Below are 19231 nucleotides of genomic sequence, written 5' to 3'. Positions count from 1 at the left end.
ATTTTAATCACATTAATCCTGGTCAAAGACAAGCGCCGAAGGCGCTCAACTCCGCTTTCTTTCAAAAAAAAGTAAACAATGAAGTATTTATTCCTGGCCATAGGGCTTTTCTCATTTTCCACGCTGATAGCCCAGCAAAAAAAGCACAAAGTGTTATTTATTATTGCGGATGGAATACCGGCTGACGTAATTGAATCACAGCCAACACCTCATCTGAAGCGTATTGCTAAAGAAGGCGGGTATTGCAGGGCTTATGTTGGCGGCGAAAAAAACGGGTACTCACAAACGCCTACGATTTCAGCGGTGGGCTATAACAGTTTGCTCACCAGTACCTGGGTAAATAAACATAACGTATGGGATAACGATATCGCTGCACAGAATTACTATTATCCGAGTATTTTCCGTTTTTATAAAACGGCTTATCCGCTGGGCAGGACTGCTATATTTTCCACCTGGCTGGATAACCGCACTAAACTGGTGGGAGATGGATTGCCTCAAACGGGCGGTTTGCATATTGATCATGCGGTAGATGGCCTGGAGCATGATACGCTGCAGTTCCCGCATGACAAAGACAGCTGGTATATTCACCAGATAGATGAAACGGTAGCCGCCAAAGCTGCAGCGTATGTGAAAAGCGACGCACCGGATATGACCTGGTTGTATCTAGAATACAGCGACGATATGGGACATCGTTATGGTACGGGCGCAAGAATGGATACAGCAGTGCGTATGACGGATGATATGGTGGGTAAGATATGGGAGGCGATGGAATATCGCCGTCAGCACTTTAATGAGGACTGGCAGATATATATTACCACAGATCATGGTCGTGATGCCAAAGGAGGTCATGGTCATGGCGGGCAGTCGGATCGGGAACGGACTACCTGGATGGTTACCAATGCAAAGGGATTGAATAGTTATTTTAAGACTGCACAGCCGGGCATCGTAGATATCCTGCCTTCTATTGCACGGTTTATGAATATTACTATTCCTGTTGAAAATGCGCGTGAACTGGACGGAGTGCCGCTGACCGGCGCTATTTCGCTGGCGCAGCCTACCGCTGTTTTAGTCAATAACGAATTGCAGCTGGGATGGAAGTCGTACGATCAGAAAGGAAAAGTAAAAATATGGGTTACAACTACCAATAATTATAAAACGGGAGGGAAGGATAACTACCAATTATTGGGCGAGGTACCGGTGTCGAAAGAAAAAGCAACGGTGAGTGTAAAAGACCTGCCTTCGGGATTTTATAAGATTGTGTTGGAAGCGCCGTTGAATAGTGTTAACCGGTGGCTGGTGCAGAAATAGTCAATAATGGCATTTTATGGGCTTTACGCAAACGCTTGCGCTGATAACGCAAGCGTTTGCGTATACGGAATGTTAAAAAAATCATGTAGAATCGTTGTAGCAATTAATCAGAAAGTAGATTAAGCTCGAAAAGCAGCAAGTATAGACAGTGAACAATTTTATAGACAGCGAACAATGATGTCGAATAGCCTGTGCCACGGTTGCTCACTGTGGCAAGGTTATCGATAGGCCAGTATCTCAGCGGTTATGAATCACCAGTTGTGACTCCATAATGGTGCGTTGATAATCGTTCAATGCGTGCTCTCCGTTCAGGATAGCCAGCAGCATATTGGTAGCCGCCTGCCCTTGCTCATAAGGGAACTGCTCAACAGAAGCAGCAGGAGGAAACGCCGTATATCCGCTTACCGGCGTATTGGCGTAAGATACAAAAGTTATATCCTTATTTATTTCCAATTTTTGTTTTAGTGCATATTGTACTGCGTCCATGGCAACATAGTCGTTGAAAGTAACGATGGCGGTCACTTTTCTTTTGAGTGACAGCAGGTATTGCATCGCCTCTTCTGTGCCTGCAGTAGTAAGATCGGCATTAACGATCAGCTTAGGGTCGTATTTCAGGCGGTGTTTATGCAGTGCCCTGCTATAGCCTGCGGCGCGTTCCTTGCTGGCTACCATGGTTTCGGGACCGTTGATCATCCCTATTACGCGATGGCCTTGTTTTAGCAGGAAGTCGACCGCCTGCACGGTACCGGATTCGAGGTTACAGGAAACGGAGTGCATATTAGGCAGATCGGGAATACGATCGAAGAACACGACCGGTATGCGGGCCTGCTGCAGCATTTCAAAGTGTTCGTAGTTGCTGGTATTTTTTCCGATAGAAACAATGCAGCCATCTACCCGGTGCTGTTTCATGCTTTGGATAATTTGCTTTTCCCGGGCTTCATCATCGTGCGACTGGCCCAGCAGCACTGTGTAGTTGTTGCTGTAGGCGGTATCTTCGATACCGCTGATGGCACTGGCAAAAAATGCTTCTGCCAGCTCCGGCAACAGGATGCCGATGGTAAAGGTTTTACCTTGCTGGAAATAGATAGCTGTCTGGTTGCGTTCATAATTCAATTCAGCCGCCAGCTCTTTCACCCTGGCTTTGGTTCTTAAACCTATACTATGATGATCATGTAACGCCCTTGATACCGTGGATACAGAGATATTCAGCCTTTTTGCAATTTCCTTTATTGTTGGTTGACCCGAAGAAACCACCTTTCTCATACATTTCAGCAATTAATAGAAAATAGATATAGCAAGTACTCTGCGGACAAGTTACTTAGATATTATAAAACATTAACTTTTTTTTATGAATAAAGGTTCGTTAATAGACCGGTATTATTTTTCATCGCTTTCGCTTCTCAAGTTTTCATGGTTCTAATCCTTTTATAACGAACAGAACAGGGCTTCGGCCTGCTATTTGCTATAAAGCGGGTATCTCCATTGTATCCCTAAATAATCATATATACTTATTTGTTAGATTATTAAAATATAACATTTTTATGAGAGTAGCACAACTAGCCTTGCCGGTAGCTTTGGTCACCATTTTTGCATCCTGTTCCGCACCCCGTAAATTAAGGGAATCACAGGCCAGGAATGCGCAACTGGATAGTCTGTACAGGACTACCTATGGCAAGCTGAGAACCTGCGAGGAAGATGCCGCCCGCGCCGCCGCAGCTTACAAAGATAAAGTCACCAATCTGACAGAACAGCAACAGCAGTTAAAAACCAATAATTCCCAGATGTTGGATCATCTGAAGGAGTTATCCGTTATTTCCAGTTCACAGGCGGAAAGCATCAAAAAATCACTCGATAATATCGGCGCAAAAGATGCTTATATTAAGGATCTGCAGTCTGCCATTGCCCGTAAGGATTCATTGAACATGCAGTTGGTCATGAACCTGAAAGGCGCCATTGGTAATATGGATGATAAAGACATCAATATTAAGGTGGATAAGGGGGTAGTATATATTGATATCTCTGATAAACTGCTGTTTAAAAGCGGTAGTTACGATATCAATGAAAGAGCAAAAGAAGTACTTGGTAAAGTTGCCAAGGTGCTGATTGCACAGCCGGATATTGAGTTCATGGTAGAAGGGCATACCGATAATGTGCCTTACCGTCCGAATGTATTGCTGGACAACTGGGATCTGAGTGTGAAAAGAGCTACTTCCGTGGTACGTATCCTGCAGAACCAGTACAATATTCCGCCTGCACGTATGACCGCTGCGGGTAGAGGCGAATACCTGCCAATTGCTTCCAATGACACTGCAGAAGGTAAAGCCGCGAACCGCAGAACAAGGATCGTGATACTGCCTCAGCTGGATCAGTTCTTTAAGTTGCTGGAGAAACCGGCTAATTAATTAAGAAACAGAAGGCTCAAAGCATAAAGCGAAAAGCTATTGTGGCGAATGATCTTAGCGGGAAATAACACCCGCCCCCGGTCATTCGCCACAATAGCTTTTCGCTTTATGTTTTATGCTTTTTGTGTGAGGAAGATGCCTGCTGCTTTTCTTATCTTTGCGCACTTTAAATTGTATATAATGAACGAACCTATGTTTTGTGACCCGGAATCGGGTGTTTGTGAAATACCCGGTAAAATTGTTACTGCAGCTCCTGTAACCAATGGCTTGTCATCCACGGATAAGCCGCTTAGACTGGTCTATTTTACTGATCCGATTTGTTCTACCTGTTGGGGAATAGAACCGCAATGGCGCCGGCTGAAGTTGGAATACGGCCATGTGTTGGACATCAGTTATCATATGGGTGGGTTATTGCCTTCGTGGGATGTTTATAATTCCGGGGGCATCAGCGGACCTTCGGATGTAGCGCATCACTGGGATGAAGTGAGTTTGCATTACCAGATGCCGATTGACGGAAATGTGTGGCTGGAAGATCCATTGCCTTCTTCTTATCCGCCTTCCATCTGGTTTAAGGCAGCCCAGCAACAGGACAAACACAAAGCGGTGATTTTTTTGCGGCGTATGCGGGAATTGCTGTTTATGGAAAAGCAGAATATCTGTAAGCCTGAACCGGTACTTAGATCGGCTGCTTTTGCAGGATTGGATATAGTACAGTTACAGGTAGATTTTGAGAAGGAGGCGCCGGCTTTGTTCAATGCAGATCTGGCCCTGGGTAAACAGCTGGGTGTACGCGGTTTTCCTTCGATATTTTTTATCGATAAAAACGGCAGGTCTGAGCTGGTCTATGGCGCCAAGCCTTATGCGGTATTTACCACAGCCTTGCAGAAGTTACTGCCGGAAGCGGCTCCAAGGGCCTATGCAAAGGGGGGGGAATTGTTTTCCTATTTTCCTACGCTTACTACCAAAGAGTTTGCGGTATTAAACGACATAACGTTTGATGAAGCCTATACCCGGTTGAATAGTTACCTCAGCGAAAATAAAGTAGTGGTAACCAGTATTGTGAACGGGCAACTTTGGACATTGGCAGCGGGGCTATAATTGTGGCCTGGGCTGTGGACCTGTTGCTGGTTTCTTCTTACCAAAAAAGTAAGATACGCTTAACAGGGCATAGCGGGAAAGGACACTGTTTACCTGTTGTTCTATATAGGTAAAAGTTTGCAGTGTTTGCAATGCCTGGTTTTTTCTGAATATATCGTATACATACAGTTTCACCTGTAAACTTTTGTTGGGCAGAAAGGTTTTGGAGATCCAGCTGTTTACCACCAGGTATTGCTGTTGCTGGCTGGTGTTGTTGTTGTAGGTGGCAGATACGCCGAAATTGATATCAAAAGGAAGATAAATGTTGGCAGTAAGGGCCATACTGTAGTAGAGATAGTCGTAGTATTTATTTTCCTGGATAGAGTAGCCGTTACCGTTATACATCATGAAACCTAGTCCTTCGAGTTCCAATAGTTTTTTATAGGTCCATGAAGTGATTACTGACTGGGTGGCGCCAAAATTGGTGCTGGTATTTTTTACCTGGTTTACAAAAGTATTGGTGCGATTGAAATTATAGCTCAGCGCGTAGTTGATGGTAATACCTGATTTGGAAAACCGTTTGCCGAGCGACAGGTCCTGGTTAATTCCAAAGGCGCCGTTTGTATTTACCGGTTTACTGATTTGCCGCCCGGCCGAATCAGAATAAACAGATTGGGCAGTGGCATTTTCGGGAAGATCAAGACTAAGATTGGTGCCGAATGTAAGGCCTTTGATACTGAAAGAGCGGTATCCGAAATTGGCGCCGTTATAGATGGTTGGTTTCAGGTCGGGATTACCCAGCTGAACATATAGCGGGTTTTTGGTTGATACTACCGGTACCAGCATCATACCGGTGTTTGGCACACGTGTTTCCCGGGAGATATTTACACTGAATGATTTATAGTTATCGATTTTATAGGAAAGGTACAGGTTAGGAGCGAGGTAATTAATTTTCTGCCGGTATTCCTTTTTTTCGGTGTAGTTGTCGCCTACTGAGCTGGTATTATTATAGGAAATCGTGAATTGACCCTGCAGGCTTGGCTTGTTAACAGATATACCGGTGGTAAAGCTGTTTACGGTGTACCTGTTCTGGAAATCGTATGTAAGATCTTTATTAACGATATCGTACCCTCTTTTGATGTTATTGAAATCAAATGCCTGTTGATTATTAGTGGTAAGATTACTGTTGTATTTATAGGCGATGCTCAGGTAAATCAGGGGAGTGATTGGGTATTGGTAGCTCAGGCCGGCCGTAAATCTCCGGGTATTGGTTTCAGCTGACAGCTGTTGGTTGATGGTATCAGCGATGCCCGATGGCGGCAGCAGGTTCAGGGTATAGTTACTTTGCTGATCGCGGATATTGTTTTGTTCAAAATTAACATTGAAATTGGTACTGCCCCATTTTTTATCAAAGAGATGTATGAAGGTAGTACCAAGGTTAATAGTGCCGTTTTTCTTTGTTTCATTACTGATGTTGGTGCCCATGTTAATGGTGTCATTATTCTTTCCGCCCAGGGAGATATATTTATTCTCGGCGCGGGGTTGATATTTTTGCACGGAGGCCATGATATCCGCCGAGATGAAGTTTTTCTCATCGGGCTGCATAGCCAGGCTGGTATACAGATGACTTAAACTGTTTTTAATACGGTTTTTTGTTTGGCTGTTATAGCGGTAGTTACTGTCTGGTAATATATTATCGCGTTGCTGCAGCTGGTCGTTATCGTTGTTGTTGACAAAATTGATAAGATTAGCATTGAATTTTGTTTTTTTAGTAATGTCGAGGGAGATATTGCCGTTGGCATTACTGCGGATGCCCTGTCCGCCAAAGTTATCTGCCCTGCTTAAATTTTCATCTGTAGAAAATGGCCCCCGGGAGGAGTTTACATTGTTGCGGGTACCTGTCACCAATATTTGTTTATTATCTCTGAACATGTTGGCGTTGGCAGACAGGTTGAAGCGGTCATCTGTGCCATAACCCGCACCGGCGGCGCCATTGATCCCTTTTTTCATGTCCTTTTTAATGGTGATATTGATGACCTTTTCATTTTTCCCATTTTCCAACAGGCCATCCACTCCCTTTTTATCGGCCACCTGTATTTTGTCAACCAGGTTGGCCTGTAGCATTTGCGATATTTTCTTTGGATCGCCGGAAGCGTTGGGCGCGTTTTGAAACAAGGGGCGTCCATCCACATAGAGCTCTTTTATAGGGCGTCCCTGGTAGAAGAAATTGCCTTCCTGGTCTACTGACAGGCCCGGCACCTTTTGCAGGAGGTTCTTCAGAGAGGCATTTTCTGCTGTGGGAAAATCGGCAGCGGAAAACTCAATGGTGTCTTTCCGGATAGAAAAAATAGGTCTGATCAATTTGATACTGACCCCGGTTAACTTTATCGCATTTCTTTGCAGCCCCTGCATGCCCAGCTGGATTGTTTTATTTTTCTGGGTAACCGCAATAGGAAGGGTTACGGCGTTATAGCCCATGTAGCTGATCGTTAGCATAAAGTTACCTGCAGGGACATTTTTAACAGAGAAATTACCGTCCTTATCAGACATGTCCTGTCCCTTCAGAATAGATTTTTCGGTTGTAAACAGGAGTATGGTGGCTCCTTCAAGCGGCCTTCTGGAATCTTTATCATAGGCCTGACCTTTAATTTCCCGCTGTGCAAATAACGAGAGATGGAGTGTTCCCAGGATAATGGTTAACGTAAGCGCGAATTTGGCCATTTCTTAGATTTGGTTAATAACTTTTATTTTATGCAATGATACCTCGCCAAATCCCGGGAAGTGTTAATCAAATAGAAATGTTCTTGAAAAGTCAAAAGAATAATCAAAAGGAGAATGATTAACGATTCGTTTACAAACCTTTCATAGGAATGATTGTTGTATAGTCGCTTTGCTATAGTTCCCTGTTTTTTAATATTGAAAATGAGAATCTGATAATTTTCAGATCAAAAACCGCGATATCTTATGGATACATCAACTTTGGTAAAGTCGTTGAAGGCAATGCTGTTGAAAGCCAATGCCCACGTATCTTTTGCAGACGCCGTAAAATCGCTGCCCGCCAACCTGAGGGGAGTGGTGCCGCCCGGCATGCCGTATAGTATCTGGCAGCTCGTGGAGCACATCCGGATCGCCCAGTTCGATATTCTTGATTTTTCCCGTAACCCGGACTATAAGGAGATAGACTGGCCCGGGGATTACTGGCCCAAAGAAGCTGCCCCCGCAGATGATGCAGCCTGGAAGCACAGTATCGCCCAGGTAGATAAGGATCTGCATGCTTTCATCGGGTTGCTGGAAGCACCGGGTGCAGACCTGTTTGCGCCGTTTCCTTACGGAAGCGGCCAGCATTTGTTCAGGGAAGCGGTGTTGTTACTCGATCATAACAGTTATCATACGGGGGAAATAGTAACATTGCGCCGCATGTTGGGCGCCTGGCATTAAAAACATCCTGTTTTTTAAATACATTTCCATAAGCAATCGGTGAACCAGTGCTTCCGGTCGAAGAAGCGGGCTACCGGTTTGAATCCTGTAAGGGCAGCCAGCTGATCTGTTTCCTCCAGGCTGTATTTTTGCGAAATCTCCATATAAAGCGCTTCATTTTCTGCAAAAGTAATGGTTGTGCTGTCACCGATATGCACCACCTGGTCTTCCAGGCTGATAAGGTAACTCTTGCAGGCGCCTGTGCCCGGGTCGTACGTAGGGAAGTGTTCAAACCTGGTGGTATCAAAATCAGCCCCGAGTTCGCGGTTGATGCGATGGAGCAGGTTGAAGTTGAAAGCCCTTGTAATACCGGTGGCATCATTATAGGCATTCAAAATTACCTGTGGATGTTTTTTGAGATCAAATCCTGTCAGCAGTAAATCTCCGGGCTGCAGGTACTGGCGCAGTTGCTGGCAGAAATTCCTGGCGGCCGCAACATTGAAATTTCCAATGTTTGCGCCCATAAATAATATTACCTTTTTACGGCTGGTAAGCTGGTTAGCCTGTTGCAGCGCCTGGAAGTATTCGCCGTTCAGTCCCTGTAACTGCAGTCCCGGTAATTGTTTCGGCAAATTTTTCTCCAGCTGATTAATAACGTTGACGGATATATCTATGGGGAAATACGTATAGTCTACCCCGTTATCCAGCAGCTGTTTCAGCAGGTGGATGGATTTGGTGGCGTCGCCGGCGCCGAGCTCCACGAGATCAAATGAGCCGGCGTACATTTGTAATGCCTGGGCTATTTGCGGGGACTGGCTGCTGAGGATTTCCATCTCGCATCCGGTCAGGTAATATTCGTGGCATTGCATGATTTGCTGGAAGAGTACATCTCCGGCGGCATCATAAAAATATTTCGGGTCCAGGTATTTCTGTGGAGCGGTAAGGCCCTGCACCACATCGTGGTAAAATGTGCTGGTAGCTGGTTTGCGTTTGCAGGGAGCAAACGCCGTTGGAATTACAGTCATAAATATTTTTTGATGTACGAAAGTTGAATCTTTCTGACGACAGATATTCCGTCCAAAAAATCCGGATCACTTCATAACGGTTGCTCAATCATCTTGCCAATCTTATCCCGGTGAATTGCCATCTCAGGGAAGGGTGGAAGAAGTTGCGGTAGGTAATACGGCTGTGATTGGGAGATGTAACCTCTGAACCGCCGCGTAATACCATCTGGCTGATCATAAATTTCCCGTTGTATTCACCGATAGCGCCGGGCGCTTTGGCGAATCCGGGATAGGGGAGATAGGCGCTTTCGGTCCACTCCCAGCGAAGCCCCCAGGATAACAGCGGCGCCGCTGCCTCCCATTCAAATTCAGTGGGCAGTCTGCAGCCCTTCCAGGCGGCATATGCTGCTGCTTCATAGTAACTGATATGTGCTACCGGCGCATCGGGCATCAGGGGCTGTAGTCCCTGCCACGTGTAATGCATCCATTGTCCTTCTATATTATACCAGTACATCGGGGAGCCTGCCTGGTTGGTTTTTACCCAATCCCATCCTTCGGCATGCCAGTAGCGGAAATCCTGGTAGCCACCGGCCTGTATAAAGTCCAGGTATTCGGTATTGGTAACCAGGGTATTGCTGATGGCATAATCGTTCAGGTACACTTTATGTCTGCCCAGCTCATTATCAAAACAGAAGCCCTCTCCTGTGAAACCGATATCATAAATGCCGGCTTCCATATTTAACCATGAACCGGACGGATTGTTCACCGGCGAAATATCTTTACGGGAGGGGTCATAAGCCGGAAAAAGGGGGTTGTGTCCAAGGATGTACTTAATATCGGTATAAAGCAGTTCCTGGTGCTGTTCTTCATGATTTAATCCCAGGGTAAAAAGCGCCTGCAGCTCCGCGGTGAGTGCCGTTGTTTCCAGGAATGCGATCATGGCAGCATCCACATGTTTGCGGTAGCGCATGATGTCTTCCACCGCCGGTCTGCTCAGGTTACCGCGGTTGGTGCGTATTACCCGGGCGCCTACTGATTCATAGTAGCTGTTGAATACATAGTTGTATTGCGGGTCAAATACCGTATAATCTTTAGCGTTAGGAATCAGTATAAATGTTTCAAAGAACCAGGTGGTATGGCCGAGATGCCATTTCGGCGGACTTACATCCACAACAGGCTGCACTACATAGTCTTCCGTTTTGAGTGGTGCGCAGATCTGTTCGGTTCTTCTGCGTACGGTTTCATATTCTTTTTTCAGCAACATCATTACAGGTGGTTATTGTTGGTTTACATAATGCGTGAATGCGGAGATGCTGCTGATATGTAATTCAGCTGCCGCTGTTCTCCGCATCATCAATGCGTATGTATTATTAAATCCGATGGGCTTCAGCCATTTTATTCCATATTGTTTTTGAAATCCGGCACTCACATAGTCGTATACTTTTTTGCTGTCACTGATAATGCTGTCTGTCACCTGTTGCGGTGTTTGAAGAATTACCAGCAGCCCGGTGCCTGTGTACTCGGGGTACATATCTATCTGGTCGTTGGTTAAAGCATCAAACACTATTTTTGTTCCGCCTAAGCCGGTTTTTGTAACGGCTGACAGGTCAGTATATCCTTCGATCAGCATTTTGTACATATTGGCGAGGATATAACCATCACCGAATATTTTTGAACCTATGCGGATGCTGCCTTTTGTGCCTGTGCCAGCCGGTTTCCACAGCTGATGGGCCACCAGGAAATCTTTTGCTACCTTCTCCGGATTTTGTTTCAGATAGTCAACGCGGTAATTCAGGTCCGTCATAATGCTATCATTAATTGTACCAGACAAAAGGTTCAGCGCCGGTTCAAGTTCGGGGTATTTTTGCAATGTTTCGTTCTTTACAATAGGGGCAGCGTAGTAGGGAGGAAAAATATGTTTGTCATCTTCCAGTACTACGAGGTCAAATGCCTTTACCCTGCCGTCGGTGCTGCTGCCGCTGATCACATCCAGCTTCTTTTCCCAGGCGGCTTTGTACATAATCATGTCGCTGATCACCAGGGTACGGATCCGTAATCCGTATACAGATTTCAGCCCCAGGTATCCGTCTTTTCTGCCCATAAACTCAGGTGTAAATCCTGCCAGCATTTTACTGTTGTAGGTATCGGGGACCAGGTAAAAAGAAGACAGTGCCAGGAAGATAACAGGTAATATGTATACTGTTTTCCGGGCTTTCCGGACATTGATATGTTGCAGCAGCGATAGCAGCCAGTCGAACAGGATGGCGAGCAATGCCGCCGGTATAGCACCTGCCAGCATCATGTTGGTATTGTTGAGGGCAATGCCGCCAAAAATAAATTCACCGAGACCCCCGGCGGCGATATAAGCTGCCAGGGTAGCTACGCCCACATTAATAACGGTAGCGGTGCGGATGCCGGCCATGATAACGGGCAGGGCTAAGGGAAGCTGCACTTTATACAACAGTTGTCGTTTACTGAGTCCCATGCCGGTAGCGGCTTCTGTGATGCTGGGATCAACCCCGCTGATACCTGTGAATGTGTTCCGTATAATGGGCAGTAACGCATAAAGGAACAGTGCCACGATGGCTGGTTTTGGCCCGATGCCCAGCAGCGGGATCATAAATCCCAGTAAGGCGATGCTGGGGATGGTTTGCATTACACCGGCAAACCCCAACACCAGGCCGGATAGTTTTTTTCGTCTTGTGATAAGAATACCGGCGGGTACGCCGATGGCAACGGCCAATAGCACGGATATAAAGGTAAGACCGGTATGCGTGAGGGTTTGTTCCAGCAGTTTGCCGGATTGTTGTTGTACGAAATCAAATAGTGTTTCCTTTGGTTCCATGCTGTTGTGTTATTGTTTATAGGCAGCTACTGCTTCCATTAGTCCGTTGCCGTCTATTATTTTTTTCGCCTGGTTATGCATAACGGTTACCGGTTGGGAAGTGATGGCATCCAGCGCTTCCCAGCAGCTGTTTTCGGCGGTGAGCAACCTGGCATTGTCGGTTGTTGCCGGTTTGTCGGGTATCCATGTCCAGAGGTCTTTTATTTTTAGTGCTTTCAGTTCCAGTTGCAGTCGTTGCGGATCAAGGAATGAGCGAACGAAATCATTGGCCGGATGAAACAGCAGTTCGAGGGGGGCTCCCAGTTGCTGTATACGTCCTTCGTTCATCAGGCAAATGCGGTTGCCCAGTTCAAATGCTTCTTCCACATCGTGTGTAACGAGTATAATGGTTTTGTTGTTCAGTTCATCCAGGGCTTTGAATTCCCGGCGCACGCTGATACGGGTTAAGGGGTCCAATGCGCCGAATGGTTCGTCCATGAGCAGTACCGGCGCATCTGCTGCCAGTGCACGGGCCAGGCCTACGCGTTGCTGCTGGCCGCCACTGAGCTGATGAGGATATACGTTGCTGTAGCCGGCAGCAGGCAAACGGAGTTTATCCATTAACGTTATAGTGCGCTCCCGGATGCGGGTTTTGTCCCAGTTCAGAAGTGCCGGTACGATGCCGATGTTTTCACTGACCGTATAATGAGGAAACAGCCCGGTGTTTTGTAATACATAGCCAATATTGCGGCGGAGCAGCTCCGGTGCCAAGGTCTTTATTTCTTTACCGTTTACAAAGATGTGGCCGCTATCGGCTTCCAGCAACCGGTTGATCATGCGCAGGGTAGTGGTTTTGCCACAGCCGCTCGTACCCAGGAGCACGAGGGTTTCTCCGGGGTGTACTTCAAAAGAAATATCATTGACGGCTTTTTTTTCCGGGCCGAAATTTTTTGAGACATGATCCAGTTTAATCATTGGTTATTTATGATGATATGGGGAAAAACTTGCTCAATCCGATGCCTATTTTTCCAGTGTCATAAAGAGGTTATTCAACGATTCAGCGTACAGCGGATGAGCGAACACCATTTCACGTAATTGTTTGGCCGTAATACCTCCCAGCATGGCCATTTGGAGGAGCGACATGATCTCACCGCCTTCCGGGCCTATCACCGCTGCTCCGAGTACCTGGTCGGTATGTTCATGCACCAGCGCTTTCATAAAGCCTCTTGTTTGCCCGGTTTCAATGGCTCTGGCCACTTTATCCATACTCAGACAAGCTACTTTCACCGGGATGCCTTCCTTCGCTGCTTCTTTTTCGGTGATGCCTATACGACCCAATTGCGGATCGGTAAACATGCAATAGGGTACCTGTCTTGTTTTCACGGATAAGTTAGCATTTTCAAACAAATTTTTATAAATAATGAGATGATCATTGTAAGAAATATGTGTGAATGCCGGTCCCCCTTTTACATCGCCTATGGCATACACGCCGGGTTCCGTGGTTTCCAGCCGTTCGTTGGTCTGAATATATCCTTTTTCATCGGTGAGTATGTTGGTATGTTGCAGTTGTAAGGCGGCTGTTTGCGGACTGCGGCCGGTCGCAACCAGTATATGCGTTGCCGTGAGTGTTTCCCTGCTGGTGCCGGTAACGATGTCCACCTGGATATTTTTGCCGTTTTTAGTAACCCGTTCCGCCTGGGTACCGGTGTATATCAGCAGGTCTTCCGATTCAAGCATTTTCCTGATCACGGCGGCAACATCGGGATCTTCTTTGGATACCAGCTGCGTAGATGTTTCTACAATGGTAACGGCGCTGCCTAAACGTTTATAGAGCTGTCCCATTTCAAGCGCAATATAGCTGCCACCGAGAATGATCAACGATTTTGGAATCACGATTTCATCCAGGATGGTGGTGGAGGTAAGCCAGGGAACATCTGCCAGGCCCTCAATGGGCGGTATATGAGGTGTAGTGCCGGTATTGATGAAGATATGATCGGCAGTGAGGATATTTTCTTCTCCCTTATGCCCGGTTACCTTTATGGTTTTGTTGCCGGTAAAGGCAGCGGTGCCCATGAAAACGGATACGCCGTCGGCATGTAATCCTTTTGCGGTTCCTTCGCGGAATTGTTCCACGATATTATTTTTCCTGGCTACTATGAAGGGAAGGTCCACCATTAAACCATGGCTGTGTACTCCCCATAGTTTACTGTGAAAAACGGTATGCGCTACTTTCGCGCAGGCAATCATTGCTTTGGTGGGGGTACAACCGTCGTTGATGCAGGTGCCACCCAGGTAGCGTTGTTCAACGAGCGCAGTTTTCCATCCCTTTTCTGCCATTTTTTTAGCCAGTGGGTTGCCACCCTGACCAGATCCGATTACTATGGCGTCAAATTTTTGCATGTGGAAAGATTTAAGGAGCGGGGGCCAAAGATTATACCAACGGAATGTAGGAAAAATTTGCGACTTATGCGGAAAAGGGGCGCCTTCGGCGCTTGTCTTTGGGCAGGATTAAGATGATTTTAATGATTTTTCTGATTTTATTTCTTTTTGAAAGAGGCGCTTACTTTATTGTTAAAAGCTTATGCAAAGGGATAAAGATGTTTTGTTGAAAAAGATAAAATCAGAAAAATCATTAAAATCATCTTAATCCTGCCCAAAGACAAGCGCCGAAGGCGCCCGCTCCCCACTCATTGCGCAATAATGCTTATCTTTGCCGCTTCTGCGAAAAAATATTGATTTTGGTAAAGATTGACAACATAACGCTGCCCGATTTCCCTTTGCTGCTGGCGCCTATGGAGGATGTAAGTGATCCTCCGTTCAGGGCGGTGTGCAAGGATGCCGGTGCGGATCTGATGTATACGGAATTTATATCCAGTGAAGGTTTGATCCGAGATGCTATTAAGTGCCGGAAAAAGCTGGATATTTTCGAATATGAGCGGCCTGTCGGCATTCAGATCTTTGGCGGTGACGAGGATAGTCTTGCTATGGCAGCGAGAATAGTGGATGTAACCAACCCTGATCTGTTGGATATCAACTTTGGTTGCCCGGTAAAAAAGGTGGCGGGAAGAGGTGCCGGCGCAGGGGTATTAAAGGATCTTGACCTGATGGTACGCCTTACAGCTGCCTGTGTAAAGGCAACGAAGCTGCCGGTAACGGTGAAAACCCGTTTGGGCTGGGATGAGGATTCCAAAAACATAGAAGAAGTAGCAGAACGCCTGCAGGATGTGGGCATCAAGGCCCTTGCCATCCACGGACGTACGCGCTGCCAGATGTACAAAGGCCAGGCCGACTGGGACCTGATCGGCAAAGTGAAGAATAACCCCCGGATACATATTCCTATTTTTGGTAATGGCGATATCAATAGTCCGCAAAAAGCCCTGGAGTATAAAAACAGGTATGGTGTGGATGGCATTATGATTGGTAGGGCGGTAATTGGTTATCCATGGCTGTTCCGGGAAATCAGGCATTATGTGAATACCGGCGAAATCATGGCAGGACCTACCCTGGAAGAACGCATTGCGGTGAGTAAGAAGCACCTGCGCTTATCAGTAGAATGGAAAGGCCCTGTTCAGGGAATCAACGAAATGAGGGGGTGTTATGCCAATTACCTGAAAGGATTACCGGATATCAAACAATTCCGCAGCCGTTTGGTGACCCTGAAAACAGTGGAAGAGGTGGAAGCGGTGCTGGATGAAATAGCCGCCTACTACAAGGGCATTGAACTGGCCAGTACTCCTATTGAACTGATTGATTACCACCAGAACTGCCCTTTATAAGCAACATATTTTATGATATAATAAAACTTATTATGCATTTGTTTTGTTATATCATAAAATTTACCTGATGTTCAGATATTTCCTTATTACCACCACAGTAGTCTGTAGCTTAACAGGACTGTTTTCCTGTCAGTCATCCCCTAAAGAAAAGCCGGTTTCGATGGACTCCACCGCGGTTCCGGAAGCCAGTGCTGCTGCCAGCCAATTCGGATTTAAAGACCAGCAAGAGATAGAAAGAGTGATACTTGGTTTCTGCGAACATTTCGACAACGCCGATCTCGGCAAATGTATGGAGTTCATGGACGATAGTATCCGCGGGGAAATAGATGGCGTAAAACTGAGAGGGAAACAAAACTGGACAGCTAAAATTGATACCCTGGTCAAGAGCACCAAAAATTCTCATTTTCAACCCCGGCACATGATTACCAACATGCAGTTTTTCCCCGGTGTAAATGATACCGTAAAAGTAAGCATGTACGCGTCGTGTTTGTGGACGGATCTAACCAGCGGACAAATACAACTGATGTCTGTGGGTTATTATAAAGGAAAAGTAGTGCGTAAGGAAGGGAAATGGCTCATTGCCGTTTTGAATTCCCTGCCCGACAGCCGGTTGGTAAAGCAATTTTACCAGGATGTACGGGAAGACAACGCAGCATTAAAATAGGGTAAGGTTTTATAGTGATAGAAAAAATGGTGAAGGCTTTTGTCCTTCACCATTTTCTTTTTTATTTCACCAGCAGGTTGCTACTGATGTTTTCAGGAACGGCCTGATAGTTCTCAAACGTCAGGGACGCGGCGGCTCTGCCGGAAGAGAGTGTGCGCAGCACCGTTATATAGCCGAATAATTCGGATAAAGGCACCATCGCCGTGATGGTTTGCTGCAGCCCGTCCATCTCCATGTGTTTGATCACACCGCGTCGTCTGTTCAGGTCGCCGGTTAATACGCCGGTATATTCTTCCGGCATGGTAACGCTGACTTTCATCCAGGGTTCCAGCAGTCTTGGCGCTGCTTTTGCCGCTACGTTTTTGAACCCGATGATAGCGGCATGTTCAAAGTCCAGGGCATGGGAGTCGTTGGAGTGAATTTTTCCATCCAGCAATCTTACGCGCATGGATTTCACCGGGTAGCCGGCCAGCGCGCCATTATACATGGCAGATTCAAAGCCTTTGCTGATCGAAGGGATAAATTCTTTTGGAATCACACCACCTTTGATTTCGTTAATAAACTCCAGTCCTGGTGTATCATCTTCTCTCGGTGATAATTCAAATTCAATTTCCGCAAAGTTACCGGAGCCACCATTCTGTTTTTTATACACTTCGTGGTGGGTAACGGCTTTCGTAAATATTTCCTTGTACGCAATCTGCGGTTTTCCTTTGTTAATCTCCAGGTGATATTGTGAGGCCAGCTTTTCCAGCACCACTTCCAGGTGGAGTTCGCCCATGCCTTTGAGTATCGTTTGCCCGGTGGCGTTATCTACTGCCACACTAAGCGTTGGATCTTCGTCCAGCAACCTGGCGAGGGCATCGCCTAATTTGTCATTGTCTTTAGCAGACCTGGCTTCTATCGCATAACCGATCATGGGTTCCGGGAAGCTGATCTTTTCCAGCATTACGGGGTGGTCGGGATGTGAGAGGGTATCGCCAGTTTTCACATCCTTTAAACCTACTACCGCGCCAATATCGCCGGGGCCAATTTCTTCCACCGTTTCATATTTATCGGACATGATGCGCATCAGGCGGCTGATTCTTACATTGCGGCCGGTGCGACTGTTCCACAGCGTATCTCCGCTACGTAGTACGCCGGCGTATAAACGCACTAACGTTAACTTGCCTACGTAGTCATCGGTGATGATCTTAAACGCAAGGGCAGCCAGTGGCGACGTTTCGCTAACGCTGATCTTCACCGTTTGCCCTGTATCCGGATCGGTAGCGTTTATGGCTTCCACATCCGAAGGAGCAGGAAGATAAATGGCCACTGCATCCAGCAGGGGTTGTATGCCTTTGTTTTTATACGCAGCGCCTGCCAGTACCGGTACCGCTTCCATGCGGATGGTAGCGCCGCGGAGGGCAGCGTATATATCCGCCGGACTGACGCCGGCCGGGTTAGCAGTATACTTATTCAGTAACGACTCATCCAGCAATGATAGTTCTTCCAGCAGGTGGGTCCTGGCTTCCCTCGCGGTATCCAGTAATTCCGCCGGAATGTTTATCGTATCATATGTTTTACCATCGGCAGCATTCCAAATTAATGCTTTCATGGTGATCAAATCTATTACACCGGTAAAGTCATCTTCCACGCCAACAGGAATTTGCACCGGCAGCGCATTAGCGTTGAGGCGTTCCCGTATTTCGGTAACAACACGCCGGAAGTCGGCGCCCTGCCTGTCCATTTTATTAATGAACGCAATGCGGGGGATGTTGTAATGATTCGCCTGATGCCATACTGTTTCCGACTGAGGCTGCACGCCGGAACGTGCGCAAAATACGGCGATGGCGCTGTCGAGCACGCGCAAAGAGCGTTCTACTTCAGCGGTGAAGTCTACGTGACCGGGTGTATCAATAATATTGATCTGCCAGGTATTATCCTGGTGTTGCCAGTAAGTAGTGATCGCCGCAGATGAAATAGTGATACCTCTTTTTTCTTCCTGTGGATCGCTGTCCATGACGGTATTACCTTCGTCTACATTACCCAGTTTATGTGTAAAGCCCGTGAAGTAAAGCATACGTTCAGTAAGCGTTGTTTTACCTGCATCAACGTGAGCCATGATACCTATATTTCTAAAATCCGCTAAGCGTTTCATATAATTGCTATTTAAAAAGGAATAAAAAAGGCCTCTCATCTGGTAATGAGAGGCCTTTGCAAACATGCAACAGGATGCCCTGCATTACCGGTCCAGCCGTGTAACTGACAATGTTTTAATAATAAATTTCCTGTTGCAGTTCATGATAATCAATTTGAGTGTTTTCAAAAGTTCCGGGGTAGTGGGGGAAGCAAATAAAAAGGCCTCTTCGGATGAAGAGGCCCATGAAAAGATTTCAGGAGTTATATTAACCTCTCATATCCGGGATGGATCTGCCTCCCCGTCTTGAATTAAGACAATACAAGTACTTGCAATTACCGCTCTGATAACGGTAGCTGAATGCCTGTCTGCCTGATATGTGAGTATACGTTTCATGTGTTTTAAATTGCTCCGCAAAGATACGTTATTTAAAGGGAAAAAAACAAGTTGCAGGCTATTGTTGGCAGATCGTTTTCCCGGAGATCAGGTCCTTTTTCCCATCTTTATACAAAAAAAACGCCTGCATGTACCGGAAATGCTGGCATGAACCGTTGTAAATTTGTGTTTGGAACGCCGGGTTTTATGTATGGCTGAATAAACCGGCTTTTTCCAGCGCTTCAAACAGTAAAACAATAATATTATA

14 protein-coding genes are annotated in these 19231 nt (G+C 46.4%); 6 read left to right on the top strand and 8 right to left on the bottom strand.

Translation table 11 applies throughout. The features are described from left to right. The first annotated feature begins 78 nt into the window (after positions 1-78). Positions 79-1308, top strand: coding sequence for an alkaline phosphatase family protein (locus tag KE626_RS33125; RefSeq protein ID WP_211977380.1), 1230 nt, complete (start codon positions 79-81; stop codon positions 1306-1308). 237 nt (positions 1309-1545) lie between these two features. Here the strand turns inward: KE626_RS33125 and KE626_RS33120 are convergent, their stop codons facing one another. Then, entirely contained in the window at positions 1546-2571 is a 1026-nt protein-coding gene (locus tag KE626_RS33120) for a LacI family DNA-binding transcriptional regulator (RefSeq protein WP_211977379.1), read from the bottom strand. A gap of 278 nt (positions 2572-2849) precedes the next feature. On the opposite strand from KE626_RS33120, the gene KE626_RS33115 reads away from it, so the two are divergent. Both KE626_RS33115 and KE626_RS33110 read left to right on the top strand, forming a co-directional pair. Then, on the top strand, positions 2850-3710 hold the full coding sequence (locus KE626_RS33115; RefSeq protein ID WP_211977378.1) for an OmpA/MotB family protein: 861 nt from the start codon (positions 2850-2852) through the stop codon (positions 3708-3710). Between the two features lie 180 nt (positions 3711-3890). Beyond that, a complete protein-coding gene (locus KE626_RS33110; RefSeq protein WP_211977377.1) occupies positions 3891-4808 on the top strand; it encodes a DsbA family protein in 918 nt (305 codons plus the stop codon). Here the strand turns inward: KE626_RS33110 and KE626_RS33105 are convergent. Next, positions 4803-7508 (bottom strand): outer membrane beta-barrel protein, encoded by a 2706-nt coding sequence (locus tag KE626_RS33105; protein WP_211977376.1) that lies wholly within the window; start codon positions 7506-7508, stop codon positions 4803-4805. The two genes, KE626_RS33110 and KE626_RS33105, sit on opposite strands and share 6 nt — an antisense overlap. 243 nt (positions 7509-7751) lie before the next feature. Between KE626_RS33105 and KE626_RS33100 the strand changes: the two genes are divergently transcribed. Continuing rightward, complete coding sequence (locus tag KE626_RS33100) at positions 7752-8225, top strand: DinB family protein (protein ID WP_211977375.1); 474 nt, start codon at positions 7752-7754, stop codon at positions 8223-8225. 14 nt (positions 8226-8239) lie between these two features. On the opposite strand, the gene KE626_RS33095 is transcribed toward KE626_RS33100, so the two are convergent. From KE626_RS33095 to KE626_RS33075, 5 genes are all read right to left on the bottom strand, one after another. Beyond that, positions 8240-9229, bottom strand: coding sequence for an L-histidine N(alpha)-methyltransferase (locus KE626_RS33095; protein WP_211977374.1), 990 nt, complete (start codon positions 9227-9229; stop codon positions 8240-8242). An 88-nt stretch (positions 9230-9317) separates the two neighbouring features. Further along, complete coding sequence (gene egtB, locus KE626_RS33090) at positions 9318-10475, bottom strand: ergothioneine biosynthesis protein EgtB (RefSeq protein WP_249207877.1); 1158 nt, start codon at positions 10473-10475, stop codon at positions 9318-9320. Positions 10476-10484: 9 nt separating this feature from the next. Further along, positions 10485-12053, bottom strand: a complete 1569-nt coding sequence (locus tag KE626_RS33085) for an ABC transporter permease/substrate-binding protein (protein WP_211977373.1) — start codon at positions 12051-12053, stop codon at positions 10485-10487. Between the two features lie 9 nt (positions 12054-12062). Then, positions 12063-13007: an ABC transporter ATP-binding protein gene (locus KE626_RS33080; RefSeq protein WP_211977372.1), complete on the bottom strand. Its 945-nt coding sequence runs from the start codon at positions 13005-13007 to the stop codon at positions 12063-12065. Between the two features lie 45 nt (positions 13008-13052). Beyond that, the gene (locus tag KE626_RS33075; protein WP_211977371.1) at positions 13053-14432 is read right to left on the bottom strand and encodes a mercuric reductase; all 1380 of its coding nucleotides are present in this window, start codon (positions 14430-14432) and stop codon (positions 13053-13055) included. Between the two features lie 338 nt (positions 14433-14770). Between KE626_RS33075 and dusB the strand changes: the two genes are divergently transcribed. Together dusB and KE626_RS33065 are read left to right on the top strand one after the other, a co-directional pair. Then, a complete protein-coding gene (gene dusB / locus KE626_RS33070; protein WP_211977370.1) occupies positions 14771-15808 on the top strand; it encodes a tRNA dihydrouridine synthase DusB in 1038 nt (345 codons plus the stop codon). 67 nt (positions 15809-15875) lie between these two features. Beyond that, a complete protein-coding gene (locus KE626_RS33065) occupies positions 15876-16472 on the top strand; it encodes a nuclear transport factor 2 family protein (RefSeq protein WP_211977369.1) in 597 nt (198 codons plus the stop codon). A gap of 61 nt (positions 16473-16533) precedes the next feature. Here KE626_RS33065 and fusA read toward each other — a convergent pair whose 3' ends face one another. Beyond that, complete coding sequence (gene fusA / locus KE626_RS33060) at positions 16534-18609, bottom strand: elongation factor G (protein ID WP_211977368.1); 2076 nt, start codon at positions 18607-18609, stop codon at positions 16534-16536. Positions 18610-19231 lie beyond the last annotated feature (622 nt).

The organism is Chitinophaga hostae, assembly GCF_018224885.1.
Classification (GTDB): Bacteria; Bacteroidota; Bacteroidia; order Chitinophagales; family Chitinophagaceae; genus Chitinophaga; species Chitinophaga hostae.
The sequence above is the reverse complement of the archived record's forward strand: the minus strand, read 5'-3'. Positions and strand labels throughout refer to the sequence as shown.

What these genes read in the sequence shown, in the direction of transcription:
- KE626_RS33080 (WP_211977372.1), bottom strand. Translation starts at nt 13,007, where the DNA reads ATGATTAAACTGGATCATGTCTCAAAAAATTTCGGCCCGGAAAAAAAA.
- KE626_RS33065 (WP_211977369.1), top strand. Translation starts at nt 15,876, where the DNA reads ATGTTCAGATATTTCCTTATTACCACCACAGTAGTCTGTAGCTTAACA.
- KE626_RS33115 (WP_211977378.1), top strand. Translation starts at nt 2,850, where the DNA reads ATGAGAGTAGCACAACTAGCCTTGCCGGTAGCTTTGGTCACCATTTTT.
- fusA (WP_211977368.1), bottom strand. Translation starts at nt 18,609, where the DNA reads ATGAAACGCTTAGCGGATTTTAGAAATATAGGTATCATGGCTCACGTT.
- KE626_RS33125 (WP_211977380.1), top strand. Translation starts at nt 79, where the DNA reads ATGAAGTATTTATTCCTGGCCATAGGGCTTTTCTCATTTTCCACGCTG.
- KE626_RS33100 (WP_211977375.1), top strand. Translation starts at nt 7,752, where the DNA reads ATGGATACATCAACTTTGGTAAAGTCGTTGAAGGCAATGCTGTTGAAA.
- KE626_RS33110 (WP_211977377.1), top strand. Translation starts at nt 3,891, where the DNA reads ATGAACGAACCTATGTTTTGTGACCCGGAATCGGGTGTTTGTGAAATA.
- KE626_RS33085 (WP_211977373.1), bottom strand. Translation starts at nt 12,053, where the DNA reads ATGGAACCAAAGGAAACACTATTTGATTTCGTACAACAACAATCCGGC.
- KE626_RS33075 (WP_211977371.1), bottom strand. Translation starts at nt 14,432, where the DNA reads ATGCAAAAATTTGACGCCATAGTAATCGGATCTGGTCAGGGTGGCAAC.
- egtB (WP_249207877.1), bottom strand. Translation starts at nt 10,475, where the DNA reads ATGATGTTGCTGAAAAAAGAATATGAAACCGTACGCAGAAGAACCGAA.
- KE626_RS33105 (WP_211977376.1), bottom strand. Translation starts at nt 7,508, where the DNA reads ATGGCCAAATTCGCGCTTACGTTAACCATTATCCTGGGAACACTCCAT.
- KE626_RS33120 (WP_211977379.1), bottom strand. Translation starts at nt 2,571, where the DNA reads ATGAGAAAGGTGGTTTCTTCGGGTCAACCAACAATAAAGGAAATTGCA.
- KE626_RS33095 (WP_211977374.1), bottom strand. Translation starts at nt 9,229, where the DNA reads ATGACTGTAATTCCAACGGCGTTTGCTCCCTGCAAACGCAAACCAGCT.